This window comes from Roseiconus lacunae, from assembly GCF_008312935.1.
GTDB lineage: Bacteria > Planctomycetota > Planctomycetia > Pirellulales > Pirellulaceae > Stieleria > Stieleria lacunae.
Genome location: NZ_VSZO01000010.1, coordinates 1 through 18,243, shown reverse-complemented (window position 1 = coordinate 18,243; position 18,243 = coordinate 1). Strand labels below are relative to the sequence as shown.

The following is an 18,243-nucleotide window of genomic DNA, read 5'->3' as shown; positions in this document are numbered from 1 at the left end:
GTCTGCGTTGACATGTGGTCCGCCAAAGGGAAATAGCGAAGGCGTGATCGCAGATTAGAACAAGACGTTGGCGAGCGAATCGATGGCAGAGTCGTCGTCTTCATCAAGCCCTTGTTGCATCACCGAATCAATCGCGGCGCTACGTGTCGAGGACTCCGCTAAGCTGTCGTTGGAACCGGCCTGTTGAAACGCAAGTTGATTGATAACCGCCAAAGCATCTAATGGCGAAACCTGTCCATCGCGGTTGACATCCAGGAACGGTCTTGACGCCGCGAATTCACCTTCACCCTGCATTGCCAACGCGTTGATCACCCTGAGGGCGTCCGACGGGGTTGTCTGCCCACTGGCATCGGTGTCGGTTTGCGAAATGATATTCGTTGCCACCGACAAGGCGACTGAGTTGTTACCTCGGTTGGACTGGATCACAAACAGGCGATCCATCGATTGCGGCTCGAAGATGATTGCGTACAGGCCGTCCTCTTCGATGTCCGCCGTGGCCGTCCCTCTGGTCATCGTACTGACTTGCTGCAGGCTGCCATTTCGAATCGTCACTGTTTCGGCAAGGCTAACTGATCCGATCGCGCGCACGGTGATGGTCGCATCGACTTCGGCTTGAAAGATGATTGCTGTCGGTACATTGTTCCCCGGAATCGTCAAAGGCCCAAGTAAGCGATCAGGGATAATGATTTGCGTTTCACCGCCACCGTTGAACCCACCATCACCCATCAGGGCAGATTCGAAAGCACCGATGTCGACCCCGTTTCCTTGTGGACGTGCTTCTCCACGTTGATCAATGGTCAATCCGGCACTGTTCCCGGCTGACAGCGCGGCGCTACCTTCAAGCAGAGCAATCGTCGGTGTTGCCCCACCGTTTTCGGCTAACATGCCGAGCATCGCGTCGACATTGATCCGATCGGTCGGCTCCGGTGACAGGGACGCACCAGACGAATCACCGACCAAGTTCCAACCCTCGCTCGTCAAAACGCCGGACGCATCGGGGGCGTTGTCAGCGGAGTTTTCGGCGATAAGCGTGTTCGTTGCGGTCAGGCTACCACCGGATGCGACCGAGACTCCACCGCCGGTCATCGCGTCATTGTGTGCGATGGTGACGCTCGTGAGATTGACGTGTCCGCCTTCGACTCGAATTCCGCCGCCGGCATCGGAAGCATTGTTTGCGGCGATGGTAGAGTTCGTTACCGTTGTGATTCCAGATCCGGAATCACTGAACAGGCCGCCTCCTTGTGGGGAGTCGTTTTGACTCAGTGTTGAAGCATCGACCTGTAATGATCCGGACCCGCTATTCCAGAGACCTCCACCTTCGTTGGCGGCACGGTTGAGTAATGCATATGAATGACTGAACGAGACGCGTCCGTCGCCGGAGATATGCAACGCACCACCGTTGCCCGGCGCGGCGCTTCCGCTCGGGCCAGCGACATTGCCTGATAGAGTCGAATTTCGAATCTCCGTCTCCGATCCCGCCGTGACTTCGATCGCACCGCCAGCCCGGTTCGCGATGTTCCCTTCGAAGATCGTGTCGTTTGTTAGTACGATGCCGCCGAGGTTCAAAATTCCCCCGCCGGAACCGCTCGTTCCGTCCGCGACATTGTCACTGACGATCGCATCGACGATCGAAAGCATACCACCATTGTTGAACAGTCCACCGCCGCCATCGTCGGCTCCGTCACCACTGGCAATGTTACCCGAGATGACTGATCCGATCACTGTCATCACGCCCGAGCCATTCCAGAGGCCACCTCCTTCGCGAGCGGCCTGATTGTCGCTGATGTTGCCTCCGATGATCGAGACATTCCCGGCGCCGCTGATGTGTAGACCGCCGCCATTCCCAGGTGCGGCCATCGCTCCGGGGCCTGCAACGTTTTCCGTCAAGTCGGTATCGATCAGTGATGTGACCGATCCGTCGAGCGTTTCAATCCCGCCGCCGGCGCGATTGGCAGTATTGGCAGAGATATCCGATGCTGTGATCGAAAGCGTCCCAGCGTTGGCTACTCCACCGCCGCTGCCTGACGTCCCCAAGGCAGTGTTCCCGGTCAGGCTCGATCCCGTGACGCTCATCAAACCAAGGTTATGGATTCCGCCACCACCATCGGTCGCTTCGTCTCCGTCCGCGATATTGTCAGTGAAAGTCGACTGCACAACGGTCGTGACGCCGGTCGTAGAAACTTCGCTGAAAAGTCCACCGCCGCGAACGGCACTATTATTAATGATCGACGTATCAGACACCGTCAACGTGCCCGACGGTGAATTCCAAAGTCCGCCGCCTTCGATCGCGGCGTTGTCTGAAACGCTACTTTGATGGATGGTTACGACACCATTGCCACTGATGTGTAAGCCGCCGCCGTTGCCTGGTGCCGCATTCTCTCGTACGGAATTGCCAACGATCCCGTTGCCGTCACTGCCGAGGATGATATCAGCAAGCGTTGTTGAGCTGTTCGCGGTGACTTCAATACCACCGCCGGCGCGGTTTGCCGTGTTGCCACCGATTGTTGATGATTTGACCTCCATCGACCCGCCGAGGTTTAGGATGCCTCCACCGGACCCGCTCGTTCCGTTAGCGATATTGTTAGTAATCATCGAGTTGATGATCATCAATTCGCCTCCGTCGTTGAATACGCCGCCGCCACCATTGTCGGCTGCATCACCGGTGGCAACATTGGCATCGATCGTCGTTCCGTCGACAGACATCGTTCCCGTCGCTGAATTCCAAAGACCACCACCTTCGACGGCAGCGTTGTTGGCGATTAGCCCACCGCTGATAATGACATCCGAATCAAACGTGACGTGTAGTCCGCCACCATTACCCGGATTCGCTGAGCTTCCCGCGACCGAGTTTCCGTCTTCGCTGCTTGTGCCGCCGAGGGTAACGTCGTCGAGCAATAGTTTGACGGATCCGATTTCGATTCCGCCGCCGGCGCGACTCGCTTGATTGCCTTCGATCGTCGAGCCGACAATGTTGAGTTCTCCAGTACGGGCGAGGATTGCCCCACCGCTGCCTGCGGTGCCGAGCGCTGTGTTGTTGGTGAAGTTGGAATCGGAGACCGTGACGACGCCGTCAGTACTGAGGATTCCACCACCGCCATCGCCCGTTTCGGTTCCGGCCGCAACATTGGAGGTGAAGGTGCTTCCGGCAACTTCCAATGTTCCCTCGGCAACGTTCATGATCCCGCCACCGCCGCCCCGCGTCCCAGTCGCCGAATTATTCATGACCGTCACATCGGTTACTCGAAGCGTGCCGCCGTTGTTGAACAGCGCACCGCCTCCGTTATCATCTGCCATCCCAGTGACGGTGTTGAGTTCAAAGGTTGTACCCTCGACCGTCATTACCCCGGATCCGTTCCACAAGCCGCCGCCTTCTGCGGCGGCGGCGTTTTCAGCAACGGTTCCGCCAATGATTGATGCGTTTCCGGCACCACTAATGTGAAAACCCCCGCCGTTTCCTGGTGCTGCGGTTCCAGCTGGTCCTGCGACATTGAGTCGAAGCGTCGAGTCAACAAGTTCTGTTTCGCTCGCGTCGGTTGATTCAATTCCGCCACCGGCACGGTTGGCCGTGTTGGAGCTAATTGTGGTGTTCGAGACGGTGAGCATGCCACCAAGATTTAAGATCCCACCCCCGGATCCGCTAGCGCCGGTCGCCGTATTGCCATCGATCAGACTTGTGCCGATGATCACTTGACCGCCGTCATTAAAAACGCCGCCGCCACCTTGGTCTGCGTCGTCCCCGTTGGCGATGTTGCCCGATACTTCGGAACCGGCAACAACCAATGTGCCCGACGCACTGTTCCAAAGCCCGCCGCCTTCGGCACCCGCAGTGTTGGAGACAACGGTAGAGTTGACAAAGGTTGCATCCCACGGACCCGACGTGTGGAACGCACCGCCGTTGATACCGGTTTGATTGTCTTCGAAACGAACCGATTCAAAGCTCGCAACACCGGCGTTCTCAACACCGCCACCGGCACGGGCGGCCTCGTTCGATGAGATATTTCCTCCACGCACGACGAGAGTACCGCCATCGTTATTGAGGATGCCGCCGCCATTTCCAAGTCCGGCGGTGGCGGTGTTTGCGATCAGGTCGGTATCGCTTAGGTGAACCGTACCAGCTAGATTCGCCAAGCCCCCGCCGCCTGTGCCAGCCTGGTCTCCGCCGCTGACGTTTTCACGAATCGTGCTTTGCGAAATCGTTAGCATGCCGCTTTCGTTAAGAAGACCGCCACCATTTCCAACCGCTTGGTTCTCCGCAATCACCGAGTTATTGATAGTTAGGCTGCCACCAACCGGAACGAGTTGTCCGGCCGCTGCCGGCCCGGTGACCCGATAGCCATCAGGTGAGCCATCGCCGTCGACATCGATGTCGGTGTTGACGCCATGGAGGACGATTTCACGAAGCGACATCGGTAATAGGTTATTGAACTGACGCAGTTCATTCGGATCACGCAGGTCGAACGAATAGGTCATCTCGAAGTCGATGGTTCCGTCTGGGGCAGTTGGAAAGCTAGCCAGATCAAAACTTGCCAACGGCGATTCACCTTCGGGGGGCGCCGTCGTTTGCGGGTCAGAAAGATTCAGCAGGACGTTGCCATAGGCCGCCAGTCCTTCGCCGACGGTGATAAATCCGTCGCCGTTTAGATCATCTTCATCGCTCGGAATTCGAGAATCGATCGCCGATCCACCTTGCCCTACGAAAGGCCCCGGAACGGTACCAGAATCATCAAGGTCTGAAATGAATCGCCCGTGAATATGTTGAATGTGCGGCTGATTGGGAACGAGCCCGGTGGCATCAATGGAGACCGTGATTGTCGGGTTCATCGGCGATGATTGATCGACGGTGACCGTCCCGTTTCCGGAGATACCTGAATCATTGAGCGCAACTAAGTCGGTTGTAAAGACTCGCACTGGGGTTCCCGAACCGCTGTCGTTAAAGACACCGCCCCCGGTCGCCGCTTCGTTGCCTTCGATTTGAGTGCCGTCGACGATCATCGTTCCGGAACTTGAATTCCAAAGTCCTCCGCCTTCGGAAGCGGCGACGTTTCCGGAAACCGTACCACCGCTGATCGTCACACTTGCACTTCCGGTGACATGCAAACCACCCCCGTTACCGGGTGCCGCGGTTGCTGCCGGACCGACACCTGCGTTGTTGTTGTCCAAGGCGACGTTCGTCAGAACAACTGATTGATTGGAAGCGTCTTCGATTCCCCCACCAGCTCGATTAGCAACGTTAGCAACAATGGAAGAATTTGCCGCGACGAAGACACCTGTGTTCATCACCGCTCCGCCGCTGCCTGACGCACCGGCCGCGGCATTGTTTGTCAAAGTAACTTGGTCGATTTGTAATGACCCTGCGTTGTAGATCGCACCGCCGTCACCGACGTCACTTGCCATCATTCCTCCGGCGTCCGATGCGACCCCACCACGGATCGTCAATCCGCTAAGGCTGACCTGACTTCCCGCATGAAAATCGAACACGCGGTCTGCTAAGCCAGCGGCATCGATCACCGTATTTTCCGACCCAATAATTGTCAGTGAGTTTGTTTCCGTCACATCTAGGTCGCCGGTCGCCCCCATGTTCTCACCGCTGCCGGCAACGGATAGCGTCAACGTTCCGGACGGCAGGTTGATCGTGTCGTCTTCCCCGTTGCTATTGGATTGTAGGATCGCTTCCCGCAGGCTGGTGACACCATCGGAGGCATCGACGGTGTCGGTGAGCGTATCAACGGTGATCGCGGCAAGCAGATGTCGTTTTTCAAGTCCTTCCAAATACGGTTGTCGCCGAGCCGAACGTCGCGGCCGACGTTTTCTTCTAGTGGCGAGGTTTTTGAGGCGAGCGGAGTATCGAGAGCGTGAGGAAGGTGAGTTGGGCAACTGCTTGGTCATGTTAGGTTTGAATTCGAGTTACAATTGATTTCGCCAGCCCACTGCACGGGGTGCGCCGTGATCAATCGGATGGGGGCGTTCAGTTCTGGTGATCCTGAGGGGCAAGGTGCCGGTGACAAATTGCTGAATCGGTTACGCCCCGGCGTTCGTGTTGTGACACTGAATCCAAAAATTCGAGCGATGTTTTTGGGTTTTGTTGGTCGCAGGCCAGGGAATTGCCGCTTCGGAACAACGGAGCACCGACGCATTTCACAGCTTGTCTTGTCTTCTTTTTTTTTCCCGGCTGTCCGCGAGAACCCGACGAATGTCCTCTGAGTCCGAAGCCGAGTCGCGTGACAACGGCGAGCTAGACAAAAGCTCAGATGAACTTGTCGATGCCCCGAGTTGGTATGGCGAGGTTGAAATTCGTTCAGTTGGTGATCGTTTCCAAGTCTGCTTGGAAGGTGATTGGTCAGAGCAGCTTTTGGGGAAACGGCTTGGCGTCTATACGCTTGTGGAATTGCTTGGACGTGGCGCGATGGGGCTTGTCTTTAAAGGAGAGGCTGACTCTGGGAGCGTGGTCGCGGTCAAAGTATTGCGGCCGGAGATTTCCAATCGTTCATCGGCGATCGAGCGATTTCGAAAAGAAGCTCGATTGCTGTCTGAAATCGACAGTCCTGCGATCACGTCCATCTTCGAAATCGGCGACGAACGTGGGCTGGTCTATTTCGTGATGGAGTACGTTCCGGGCCAAAGCCTGCTCGAACTGTTGCAGCGTCACGGGCCGTTGCCACCGTCGCGAGCCATTGAAGTAATTCGGCAGATCGTCAGCGGATTAAGTCACTTGCATTGCAAAGGCATCATCCATCGTGATATCAAGCCTTCGAATGTCTTAGTCAATCTAAGCGACAGCGAGATCGCCACGCTCTATCAACCAGATTGTCCAGAACCTTTGGCTCCGGGGGCAGTCAAGTTGTCCGATTTGGGATTGGCAAGATTTATCCGGCAAACAGAGTCGATGGAGTTAACACGGACCAACACCATCATTGGGACGCCGCGATATCTCGCACCGGAACAATTCAGTGATCGTAACGATTGGACCCCGGCATCGGATGTCTACTCGGTCGGGGCGATGATGTTTGAGTTAATCACCGGGCGACCACCGATTCAGGCTGAGAGCTTTTTGGAACTGGCCGAAAAACATGCCCAACAGTCGCTACCTTCTTTGCGTTCGATTGCATCAGAGGTCGACGAGTTGGTCGCACGATTGGTTGATCGTGCGCTGAGCAAACATCCGGGACATCGGTTTTCCGACGCGGCAGAATTGTTGGCAGAAGTCGACGCGATTATTGAAGGACAGCCGACGTCGTGCTTGCTGCCAAGTTCAGGGTTTGCCACATCAAACGTCACAACGCGGCCTTTGGTATTCGAAGTGAAATGTCAGCTTCGATCACCAGCTCAGATCCTTTGGCCCTACCTCTCTAACACAGAACGCGTTAACCATGCCTTAGGATTGCCCGCGGTGGACTACTCTGTCTGGAAAGATGCAGACGCGGCACTGAAGAAACTTGCGACGGTCAAGTTTCTCGGAATACGTTTTACGTGGATTGAGCATCTCTTCGAGTGGTCGGAACCTCGGCGGTTTTCCGTTTTTCGCGAGTTCACCGTCGGGCCGTTTCGATGGGTCAACAGCACGGTGGAACTTTTGTCGAACGGCGATGGAACCACCGTGATCCATCGATTTGAAGTTGCACCCCATGGATTCGTGGGACAAGGCCTCGCGCGTTTTCAGATCGGACGCGTCGCTCGGCGACAGCTTCGACGTCTCTATGATCGGATCGATCAAGTAATTTCACGGCGACCAGATTCGGTCCATTCACAAACGTCAATGGCGACTGACATGAGCGATGATCCTTTCGAATCATCGCCTCGACTTTCGAAAACGAGTCACGCTGCAATCGATTCGGGGCTGGATCGGCTCGCCGCACAAGGATTGGATTCCGCTGTGTTGATCGAATTGTCTCGGTTGATCCGTAAGGGACCCGATCAAGTCGTCGGGAAAATCCGACCGATCGTCTTCGCCCGTGACATCGGGTTGCCTAGAAAGAACGTCATCGATGCTTGTCTGGCCGCCGTCGACGCCGGATTGTTGAGCTATCGATGGGAGATTCATTGTCCCTCCTGCCGAGTACCGACGTCACAAGTGGAACGCTTGTCTGACATTGAGACCCACGGGCGTTGCCAGGTCTGCAGGGCCGAGTTCAAAAACGATCTTGCCCACCTTGTGGAGATGACGTTTCAAGTTCATCCGACGATCCGATCGTGCACCAATCAGATTTACTGTATCGGCGGGCCGTGGCATTTACCCAAGGTGTCGACTCAATGTGTTTTACCGGGGCGTCAGGAACGATCGCTTGAACTTTCCTTGGCTAGGGGACGTTATCGCCTAGGCAGTCCGCAATTGCGCACGTCGATCGAATTAACGATCGACATCGAAGCAGATAAACGTGATGCAACAGTCGTCCTCTCAAAGAACCGTCGCGGTGAGGAGGATGTTGTCTTGTCCGAAGGATCGCAAACGATCACGATTCAGAATGAGTTCGCGAAGGAGCTTGTTATCCGTATCGAGAGGATTGATTCCAGCGAAGAGATGTTCACCGCGACCGAGGTTGCCGCACTTCCGATTTTTCAGAGACTGTTCCCGAATGAAATTCCTACGCCCGAGAATCCAATTGAAATTCCCGAACTGACTTTTGTTGTGATTTCTAGGCAGCGAGGTGAGACGTCGAGGATTGATTCCAAAAAGCGTTTGGACCAAACCCGTCAATTCATTCGTTCGGCGGGGAATTCGATTTCTTCATTTAACGGTAGATACATAAAAAACGTCGGTGAGACAGTGATCGCTGCTTTTCACGAATTGAGCGATGCGTTGGAGGCAATCGTGAATATACAACGGAGGACAGCAAAAGACGAAATGTTTCGCAGTGCGGTAAGTCGAGGCCCAGCGGTCATGATGAATGTCGACGATCGGATTGAGTTTTTTGCCGATGCCCTTGAAGAAGCATTGGATCTCGTTCGCGTTAGCCAAGAAAACGAACTCGCCATGCCGTATGAATTGTATCGTCGGGAAGATTGTGTCGCGAAGTGGGCTCGCGCCAACAACGTTTCTCGTCCGCGGTTGGTCCCGACGAAAGCCAAAGCCGGGATTGCGCCCGATATCGCAGTCATCGATTTGGGAATCTAGTGTCTCGTACCAGTTCAATACTAGGATTAACCGATTGGCGTTAGCCACGGTTTCTGTGCAATCACCGTGGCCAAGCAGTTGAACACGAAGGATTCGTGTTCAACCGCTTAAAACAAAACAGGAACGGTCAATCTCACTTGGTTCAGGAATTCGTGTACTTTTGAAGTCCCAGTGTTTGAAGTTCGACTTCAACTTGTTCATCTGAGGCGGCGAGTAATGTGTTGCGGACTTCGGTTCGCATCAATTCACCGAAGCGGGCACGCGCACGTTTGAGCGTTTGTCTAAGCCAAGTCGCACTCACATCACGCTGCAATGATTCGCTGGCAAGCATTGCCAAAGACTTCGAATTCTGGGTGGGGTGTTGGGCGCGTATTTTCAGGACAACGGAGTAGCAGGTCCGAGAAACGTTGTCGGCCGTATCCATAGCGGACCAGGTTCTGGCAAGAAGTTCGCGACGCCAATCTTGGTCGAATTCCGCATCGACATCCGAGGCGTACGATGGTTCTTTCGCATTTAACGCGGCTTGACCGATGGGGACGGGGCGTTGCCGCTGCCTGCGAAAGTGATCGTTGACGAGGTTCACGAGCGAGCGTTTTAGGTAGTCGCGAAAGCGGCCTCGATCTGGGGTCGCATTTTGAAAGTCGCCTCGAATAAATCGAAAGGCAAATTCTTGGGCGAGGTCGTCGGCGATGTCTACATCTCGGACCATGGCAAGGAGGTAGCGGTACGCCGGGCCCGCATATCGCAGCAGTAACTCACGTTGAATTTCGGACGCATTATCGGGCCGCTCTGTCGCGTCGAACATCGCCGTCCAGTTTGTCTTGATTTGGCTTAGACGGTTCGAGTCCGTCTTTGATAGGTCAAGATTCATCAGAGACTACGATAGTGAAAAGCCAGACCAAGAAAGCCAGACCAGGTTTGTCGAATCGACAACAATCGGATTCAACGACAAGACAATGCGGGCACACACATGTTTAGATCAGACGCTATTGTAGGTCCGGGGGCTTTGGCGGGCAACGATTTCCTGGCTTCCGGAGAAGTCAAATCGGATGGACCGGTTCGGGCGGGCAATGAAAGAACACCGCAAAAATTGAAGATGTGCAACTTGTCGGTCGACGACGCTGGCCGCGGCCTCACATTTAGGCGCTTTCGGCCAGTAGGGCTTGGCGTAAGTGTTTTGGGCGACACGGTGTTCGGAGGCAAGATACTCTAACGTTTGGGGCCGGCCGGGAATGAAAGGCAGACAGCGGTGCCTTCGCCGAGTTTCGATTCGATGGTAATGGTCGCGTCGTGTTGATGTGCGATCCGCTGGGCGGTGGAAAGCCCTAAACCGGAGCCCTCATATTCTTCCTCGGTATGCAGCCGGCAAAGCGGTCGAAAGACATCATCGAGATACTGTTCATCGATTCCGATTCCGTTGTCGATTACCGTGACGTTGATTCGATCATCGACGTGTTCCGATTGAATGACGATCGAAGGGCGTGGCGAGTGGTTGTACTTGATTCCATTGCCGATCAAGTTCTGGAACAATTGGCTTAGTCCGGTCGGATCACCGGTCACTGCTGGTAATTCATCAAATTGGACGGACGCATTAGAACTTTCGATTACCGCGGAAAGGTCCGTCGTCGCGACACGTAGCACCTCTGTAAGATCAACATCAGTGAGTTGCTTGGCAGATCGGCCGTACTTGGTGTAGCTGAGTAAGTTCTCTATCAGCGTCGACATCCGTTTGCAGGCTTTGTCGATCGCTTCGACGTAACGACGACAATGGTCGTCGGAGTTGGTGAGTTCAAGTTGCAGAAGTTCCGAATATTGACAGATGTGCCGAAGCGGATTGCGGAGGTCGTGGGAAACCATTCCTGTGAACGAAAGGAGTTCTTCGCGTTGTTCCCTTAACTTGCGCTCGAGTGCGACCGTTTTTGTCGCCGAGAGTATGGAGCGATGGAGCGTCGCGGCGGTAACCTGCCCTTTGACCAAGTAGTCTTGTGCGCCGGCTTTCAGAGTATCGACGGCGATCGACTCGGAACCTTCACCGGTCAGTGCGATCACTGGAACATCGATGCCGGCACTGCGCATTTGATGCAAAAGTTCGATTCCGCTGATTCGTCCGAGTTGATAATCCAGAACGATGCAATCGATGGATTGTTGTCGCAGCGACTCAAAGCCGGTTTCAGCATTCTCGGCGTGAAGAAACGAGTATGTACTCCCCGGGATCTTTGCCAGCAGCCGTTTGACGATGACCGCATCCGCCGGATTGTCGTCGATCATCAAGACCGTTTGAGTCACCTGTGCACTCCGTAATGTTCGGTGTCAAGTCGCCTGCGGCGAAACGCCAGCGGTAAGCATAAACGGCTCCAACGTGAACTGAAAGTGGGAGCCTTCGCCGGGGTGAGAAGTCACCCAGATTTGTCCGCCATGGTGTTCGACGACGGTTTTGCAAACTGCCAGGCCGATCCCCGTGCCTTCGTATTCCGACATGCCATGAAGACGTTTGAAAGGCTCGAAGATCTGATCGGTATATTTCGATTCGATGCCAATCCCGTTATCGCGTACGCCTAGGACCCAGACTCCGTCGACCATTTCGGCCGTCAGATCAATCTGCGGAGACCGATCGCTTTCGGTAAACTTAATCGCGTTGGAGATGAGATTCTGGTAGAGCTGAGCGACCAGGGTAATGTCGAGCTTTAGCTTTGGGAGATTGCTTCGCGTGATGGTTCCGCCTGATTGTTCCAGGCGTGACTGCAAAATCTCCAACGCCTCGTCGACACAATCGTCGACAGGAGCGATTTGGAATGTCGCACCGTGCCGAGTGGTGCGCGAGAACGTCAGCAGATCGTTGATCAGTCGTTGCATCCGACTCGCGGCGGAGGAAATGTACTTGAGGTCCTGAGTCGCATTGTCAGAAAGATTGTCACCGAGGTCTTCTTTTAGCAGTTCGGTGAAGCTGATGACGTTGCGAAGTGGTTCCTGCAAATCATGAGAAGCGATCGAAACGAAGCTCTCAAGTTCAAGGTTGATTCGCTCGAGCTTCTCCTCCGCAAGTTTCCTCGTTTCGATCTCTGTTTGCAGCTTTTGGTTGATCGTCGCCAGTGCTGGCAACGAGAGGGCAACGGGAAAGACACGGATCAGCGCGATCGCAGTCGCCGCGGAAACGATTGCGGTCACCAATTTCAACACCGCCGACAAACGGTACACCGGCCACCAGAAAATCACTGCCTCGACAAGATGGACCATTCCACACGAAATGATAAACGCACAAAACAGCCAAAACACTTTGGGGAAGGTAACGTCGCGACGATTTGTTGCGAAGTACATCAATAGGACTGGGATGGTCAGGTAAGACGCCCAAGTCACGAGATCGGATACGACGTGGATCCAGCCGACGTAAGGTTCATCGGTCCAGCCGGATCCGCAAAACCATCGGGCCGGGAAGCCTTCGTCACTGAAGATCCAAAGTGATAGGTCCATCGCGTTGCCGCTTCGCTTGCGTCCGTGTTGGGTGTCTCTCGCACGTGCCCCCCCGAAAATGCTTGCCTACCTCTGTCGGGTAGTTCAGAATGGGCCCTGTTAATAGTTTAAACGTTTTCACACAGGGCTTGAATGACTGGCGATCAACTACCATCCGAGCAAAGGAATCTCGGTCAGGCGAATGTCGGCCAGGATACCGCTCATCAAGAGATGCCGGCGGAATGCGAGAGTGAGCTCGCCGAACCGGAAGCGCGAGCGGTCGAGCGATCGACCGAAGCAAATGAGAAGCGTCGTCGTAGTAAAACGGCGGTTTGGGGGTCGACATCGTTGATGATCGGAATCTTCGTTGCGCTGAATTGGCCGGTTCAATATGTCGAACGATTCAGTTCAGGTTCTGTTCAATCGATCGTTGATCTTCCCAACCAGGCCTATGAGTTGCCTGTGATGGCGGGGGCACCGTTTCGATATTGGATCGACTATCGATCCGGGCCAGCGGGGCGTCCGGAGACGGAAGATAAAAGCAATGTTTTGTCGGCTTCGCAATCTGTGTTTTCATGGACCGCGTTGCTGATCAACATCGCCTGTCTAGTGACGCTCATCACGGTGTTTCAGTTTTATGCCCATCGCAAGAAATTGAAACAAAAATCGAAGGGGCGCGGGAACCTGACCATCGCAGACCTGATGATCGCGACGTCACTGGTTGCCGCTTCCTTCGGCTGGTACCAATACCTTCAAGGCCGTGAAAAGGCGGTTAAAAAGTACGCCAATTCGATGATGGGAAAGAATCACGGTGTGGTTTTTTCGGCGTGGTTGCCCGAGATCATTGCGGATCAACTCCCAGATTCTTTCGCCAAAAAGTTTGTCAGAGTCCGCGCGGTGAGGCTTGATACGCCGTCGCCGGAGGATCTTGACGAAGCGATGGCGTTGACCACGCTGACGTGTTTCCGAATTGGCGGTAACAACTATCAGCTGAAGCAGCTGCAGCCGCTGCTCAATAAAGTTCATTTGGTCGACATCAGGATCGCCGGACGGCGGCTCGATCGAGCGACGATGCAAATGATCGGTTCGATGCCCCGCTTGCACACGCTGAGTCTGATGCGAACGGATGTCTCTTCTGAGACGCTCGCATCACTGCAGCTACCACGGCTCCGACGGCTCAATGCGATGCACAGCGATGTCGTTTTGAGCAAGCTAGGACGGCCATCGTGGTCGAAGTCGATCACCGAACTGTGGCTGCCTCACCCGAGTCGCGGTTCCGATCAATTGACGATCGAGGGTTGGCCATCGCTGAAGTTTCTTTCGGTCAATGATTGGGATCATCAACTTAACGCCGACGCGGTGCAGTTGAAACTGTCAGGGCTACCGAAACTAGAAACATTGGAACTCGGTCAATTGCAAAAGTTTTCATTGGAGTTGTCCGATTTGCCGGAGTTCACTGGATGGCAAGGGAAGAACGATTTTTGGGAAATGCGATTGGCACGCGGGGAGTCGATGCCGGGGCGGGTTTGGCTCAGCCGCTTAGTTGCTGAGAATGTGCCCAAGTTGGAAACCGTTGAGATTTACGGAGCAGAAATCGAAGAAATCAAGCTCAGTAAGTTGCCAGGGTTAGACGCCGTTTATGTCGCCGCGTTTCGCAATCTTCCGATGGGGTACCCTCAGTATGTTCGCCCCGAAAAGGAGACTCGTGATGCGTTGGTGAAAGGATTGGGCGCAAGCGATGGGCCAGCGTTGATTGACTTGGATGCCGTTTTTCTTCGTGACACAGATCTGACGCCACTATGTGAGAATGCCGGTCTAGAACAACTGTTCCTTGCGTCAACGGGGGTGGCCACCGAGGAGGTGAAAAAACTCGCATCGACGCCAAATCTGAAACATTTACGACTGGGGACCGCATCAGCTGGTCCGGCAGATCTCGCTTCGATTCTGACGTTGTTTCCGAACCTTGAAGTGTTGGAGTTTCAGTTTGACACCAACGATGACATGATCGTTTTCGATCGTTCCGCGGACTCGTTTCAGTTGGCACGCCATGCCCATCTAACTGAACTGACCGGAAACGCGATGCGCTTCGATTTTTTTAATTCGGTGCGGATCGAAAGCATGCCGCGACTGCAAAGCTCCTTCGATTTTCAGTGGGTCGGGAACGAAATATGGATCGATCGGTCGCCGTCGCTTAAAGGGTTGTCGTTTTCGTCGCCGCTTCCGTCGAAAACCCATTTTGGCGGGTTTCGAGACCTCGAATACTTTGCCGCCGGCGGCGCGCAGGTCACCGATACTGTCGTCGAATCGCTTTCCGATTGTGATCAGCTGACAACAATCACGCTGGCTTATGCGGACGCATCGAAAGCGGCGCTGAGTGAGTTGAATCTTCGAGCGATCGTGAACTTGAGTCTACCTGGATGCAAGGTCGACGATTCGGTGGTTCGAAATTGGGGAAGCTTACCAACGCTTCAATCATTGGACTTAAGCCATACCGAGGTGACCGCGGCATCGTTGCAGACCTTGCTCGCATCGGAGTCAATACAAAGTCTGCGTTTGGATGGTTGTGACTTGAAACCAGCAGATCTGGCTGGATTGACAGGGATGACCATGTTGCGAGTACTCTCTTTAGCGGACATTGGGATCGATCAGCCGACGCTTACTAAGATTGCTTCGTTTGGAATGATCAAACACCTCAATCTAGCCGGATCGAAGGTTTCGAAAGACTTGCTTTCTGCACTCGATGGAACCGATATCGAGTTGTTAGTGTTGCGTGACTGCGAAGTCGATTCACGGGCGGTCTATGAACTGATGCGTCGGCATCCGAGTTTGATGCTTGACCCGACCGGAAGCAATCTTGATTCAAATGTGCACACCAGGTTAATGGCGGAGCAGCGTGTCATCGATGAACACGACTATGCCGAGTTCAAGGCGACTCAACAGTGGCGGCAAAAGATGGCGAATTCTTCGCAAGGAATGATGATGGCGATGGAGCTACCGACGGTGAAAGATGAATTCGCGAAGATCGATGTTGAGGCTTTTTCGCCGGTCGGCGAATTCGCTCAGATGAAAGAGGACGCGGATGTTGAAAATCGCGACTCTGATGCACCTTCCCTGATGAACCGAATGTTCGGTCGTCTGTTTGGTGGCCAAGCCATCGGTGGACCACAGGTCATTGTGGTTGATCAAGACGTGGAAGTATCTGACAAAAGCGGGATCGAGGAGTCAGAAGAATGAGACAAAGACAGCCGCAACGGTCGACTGCGAATCTAAAGCGATCTCACCTTGCCTTCGTGGTAGTTTTGATGTTGGTCGGGTTGGCGATCGGATGTGACCGGGTCATTCATCACTCGATCTCACGAGAGGCAAGTGTGACGCCGGTCGAATGGATTGACCCTGTGACCGACAGCGTTGCTGAGTCTCCTGACGCAAACAATGCTTCCGCTCGATATCAATGGCCTTTGAAGGAAGGTAATTATGTCGTCTCCAAGCCAGCGCCGATGGGATACCTAAATGAATTCAGCAAGCCATTCTCGATGGACGAACGGTTCGAGGCATCGCTGGTCAAGTGCAGTGATTTGAATTTAAATGCGACCGCAAAGGCATTTCTTACCGAAGCGTATGCTCCACCCCCGACCGAAATGCAACTGTTGGTGGAAGTAACGAAGACGGATTTCAACGGTGCGGGCGCTTTTGATTTGTCGACCGACGGAGAGCGATTGATCGTTCTCAATGGTGATGAGGTGGTGCTGTACAACCTGAGTGATGCTAAACGTGTGGGAAGCTTTCCATTGCCGGGCGATTGGCCGAACGCTGCGCCCGATCTCATCCGATTTTGTGGGGAATCGAATGACTTTCTGATTGGTTCGAATCAAAAACTCTGTCGCGTGAGTGGACGCACCGGGGCTGTGGTCGCACAGGCGGATCTGCACGGTGATCCAATCGAGCAATGCGAGACTGACTCAAACGACAGAGTGGTGGCCTTGTTGACGTCGTCTGGCAATCTGTTTTATGGAGATTTGCAGCTCAAGAAGATCACACCGATCGATACAGGAGAACGTTTTGTCAAAAGCATGGGGCTCGCGAAAGACGGATCACAGATTGTTGTCGATGTCGGTGGGCCGTTTGTTTTCAATCTCGAAGAAGAAGGTGAGGTCACATCGAAAGATCTATTTCACGGCTATTCGGGGAAACAACAAACCGTGGTGGCAGGGGATTCATCACATCTTTGGCTTGACGGGCATCACCCAAAGGTTTTGCACCGGAACGTCGATAGCGAAGGCGAAGCAACGCAGAAGTTTTCAATTGCACATTGCTATTGGCAGCCAAGTCTGGCCGCTCCGTTTTCGGTTGTCGAAGGCTATAACTCGTTCGTCGCCGTGGGGCGTCGTCTCACGCGGCAAGGGCTGCAGTGGATTCTCTTCGATCTCGGCCCGGTCAATCACGCCTATTCGTACCCCATCGTTTTGGCCGAGAAGCCAATGCGTTTGCTTTGCAGTGATGACGGAGAAGTGGTGGTCCTACTGCAAAACGATCGCATCAAAGCTTATCGTCGACAAGTGTGGAGAACGCCGGGTCGATGGAGGTTGAGTGATCTTGGGTACCAACTGGTGAACGAATCACCGATGCGGGAATTGGAAAAGTTACACGAAGCTATTGGACGTCAGACTCGTATCAACGGTGCGGGGTCACCGAGCGAACTGCAGTACTTGCTCCTGACCCGTGTGAGCTATCGTTGGCTTTACCTCGAAAAGCAAGGCGATCAACTTTCAGACAAAGAACGCCAAGTGCTGGAGAAGATTAAGCAGTGGCATCAACAGGGCGGTGCACTAGCAAAGTCGGCGAACGGCTTTCGTCTTCGGCGACTGGCGTGGGAAGCGCGAGGTACCGGTACCGTCGATACCGTGTCGGCTCAAGGTTTTGAGACGTTTTATGAAAAGAATCAACAGGCCGAGGAAGAGTTGGCAGAGGTGGTCGAGCAGATGGACAAGCCACCGATCTTGGCACTTTCGACCTTGGTCGCGGTTCGACTCGATCTCGAGCATGAGCTTCACTCAATCAACGAGCTAGCCAAACGAACGGTGGAATTATATCCCGATCACCTTGGTGCCGCCGGCGAGATCGCGTTTAAACTCTTGCCACAATGGTTCGGTGAAGAAGGGGATTTGATTAGTTTCGCGACAGCTCACGCGAATCTTTATCAAGGGCAGTATTCGGATATGGTCTACACGCGTTTGATGGGGGATTCGCTGCCGCATCACATGAATCTGACGGCCAGGGAACGTCATACCATTGACACCGACCGACTCAGTAGAGGCGTTGTCTCGATTGCAGAGCACGAGTTTCCGATGATGGATGCTCACTGGCATGCGCTCGACATCGTCCGCGGTATCGACGGTGTTCCCGCATTAGAGGGAACGTTTCGCCGGCTGATCGAAAGCTCGGGGACCATTCCTCTGATGAGGCTTGAGCGGAAGAGCTGGTTCTTTAACGATCTAATGGACTTTCCAAAGAAGATGGTGGACGCGGCAGAATTAGAAGAGGGCTAAGCAGGTAAACACGAGTCTTTGGGGCCAAACATCTGGATAACACTCTTCCGCTTGCGGGAGGGTCGGACGAGCAAACGGCCGGGGAGGGTGCCCTCTCCGGGCCTGAAGGCCCGACTCTCCCAGTGGGCATTGGTATCTACA

Annotated in this window: 7 protein-coding genes; 3 read left to right on the top strand and 4 right to left on the bottom strand. The window is 54.3% G+C overall.

Annotated features, from left to right (window positions below; genetic code table 11):
* Positions 1-54: 54 nt before the first annotated feature.
* Positions 55-5,886 carry a choice-of-anchor Q domain-containing protein gene (locus tag FYC48_RS14220; protein ID WP_149497395.1) on the bottom strand — a complete coding sequence of 1,944 codons (5,832 nt, stop codon included), beginning with the start codon at positions 5,884-5,886 and terminating at the stop codon, positions 55-57.
* A gap of 304 nt (positions 5,887-6,190) precedes the next feature.
* On the opposite strand from FYC48_RS14220, the gene FYC48_RS14215 reads away from it, so the two are divergent.
* Positions 6,191-9,109: a protein kinase domain-containing protein gene (locus FYC48_RS14215; RefSeq protein ID WP_149497394.1), complete on the top strand. Its 2,919-nt coding sequence runs from the start codon at positions 6,191-6,193 to the stop codon at positions 9,107-9,109.
* A 142-nt stretch (positions 9,110-9,251) separates the two neighbouring features.
* Here the strand turns inward: FYC48_RS14215 and FYC48_RS14210 are convergent, their stop codons facing one another.
* The 3 genes from FYC48_RS14210 to FYC48_RS14200 all read right to left on the bottom strand — a co-directional run bounded on the left by FYC48_RS14210 (position 9,252) and on the right by FYC48_RS14200 (position 12,577).
* Positions 9,252-9,980 (bottom strand): RNA polymerase sigma factor, encoded by a 729-nt coding sequence (locus FYC48_RS14210; protein WP_149497393.1) that lies wholly within the window; start codon positions 9,978-9,980, stop codon positions 9,252-9,254.
* Positions 9,981-10,318: 338 nt separating this feature from the next.
* On the bottom strand, positions 10,319-11,395 hold the full coding sequence (locus FYC48_RS14205) for a hybrid sensor histidine kinase/response regulator (protein WP_149497392.1): 1,077 nt from the start codon (positions 11,393-11,395) through the stop codon (positions 10,319-10,321).
* 24 nt (positions 11,396-11,419) lie between these two features.
* The gene (locus FYC48_RS14200; protein WP_149497391.1) at positions 11,420-12,577 is read right to left on the bottom strand and encodes a sensor histidine kinase; all 1,158 of its coding nucleotides are present in this window, start codon (positions 12,575-12,577) and stop codon (positions 11,420-11,422) included.
* Between the two features lie 132 nt (positions 12,578-12,709).
* Here FYC48_RS14200 and FYC48_RS14195 point away from each other — a divergent pair, with 132 nt between their 5' ends.
* Positions 12,710-15,790: a leucine-rich repeat domain-containing protein gene (locus FYC48_RS14195; RefSeq protein WP_149497390.1), complete on the top strand. Its 3,081-nt coding sequence runs from the start codon at positions 12,710-12,712 to the stop codon at positions 15,788-15,790.
* Entirely contained in the window at positions 15,787-18,102 is a 2,316-nt protein-coding gene (locus FYC48_RS14190) for a hypothetical protein (protein WP_149497389.1), read from the top strand. Before FYC48_RS14195 ends, FYC48_RS14190 begins: the two co-directional genes overlap by 4 nt.
* Positions 18,103-18,243: the final 141 nt, after the last annotated feature.

Excerpts from the sequence above, each read along its gene's own strand:
- FYC48_RS14220 (WP_149497395.1), bottom strand. The coding sequence starts at position 5,886 with ATGACCAAGCAGTTGCCCAACTCACCTTCCTCACGCTCTCGATACTCC.
- FYC48_RS14215 (WP_149497394.1), top strand. The coding sequence starts at position 6,191 with ATGTCCTCTGAGTCCGAAGCCGAGTCGCGTGACAACGGCGAGCTAGAC.
- FYC48_RS14210 (WP_149497393.1), bottom strand. The coding sequence starts at position 9,980 with ATGAATCTTGACCTATCAAAGACGGACTCGAACCGTCTAAGCCAAATC.
- FYC48_RS14200 (WP_149497391.1), bottom strand. The coding sequence starts at position 12,577 with ATGGACCTATCACTTTGGATCTTCAGTGACGAAGGCTTCCCGGCCCGA.
- FYC48_RS14195 (WP_149497390.1), top strand. The coding sequence starts at position 12,710 with ATGACTGGCGATCAACTACCATCCGAGCAAAGGAATCTCGGTCAGGCG.
- FYC48_RS14190 (WP_149497389.1), top strand. The coding sequence starts at position 15,787 with ATGAGACAAAGACAGCCGCAACGGTCGACTGCGAATCTAAAGCGATCT.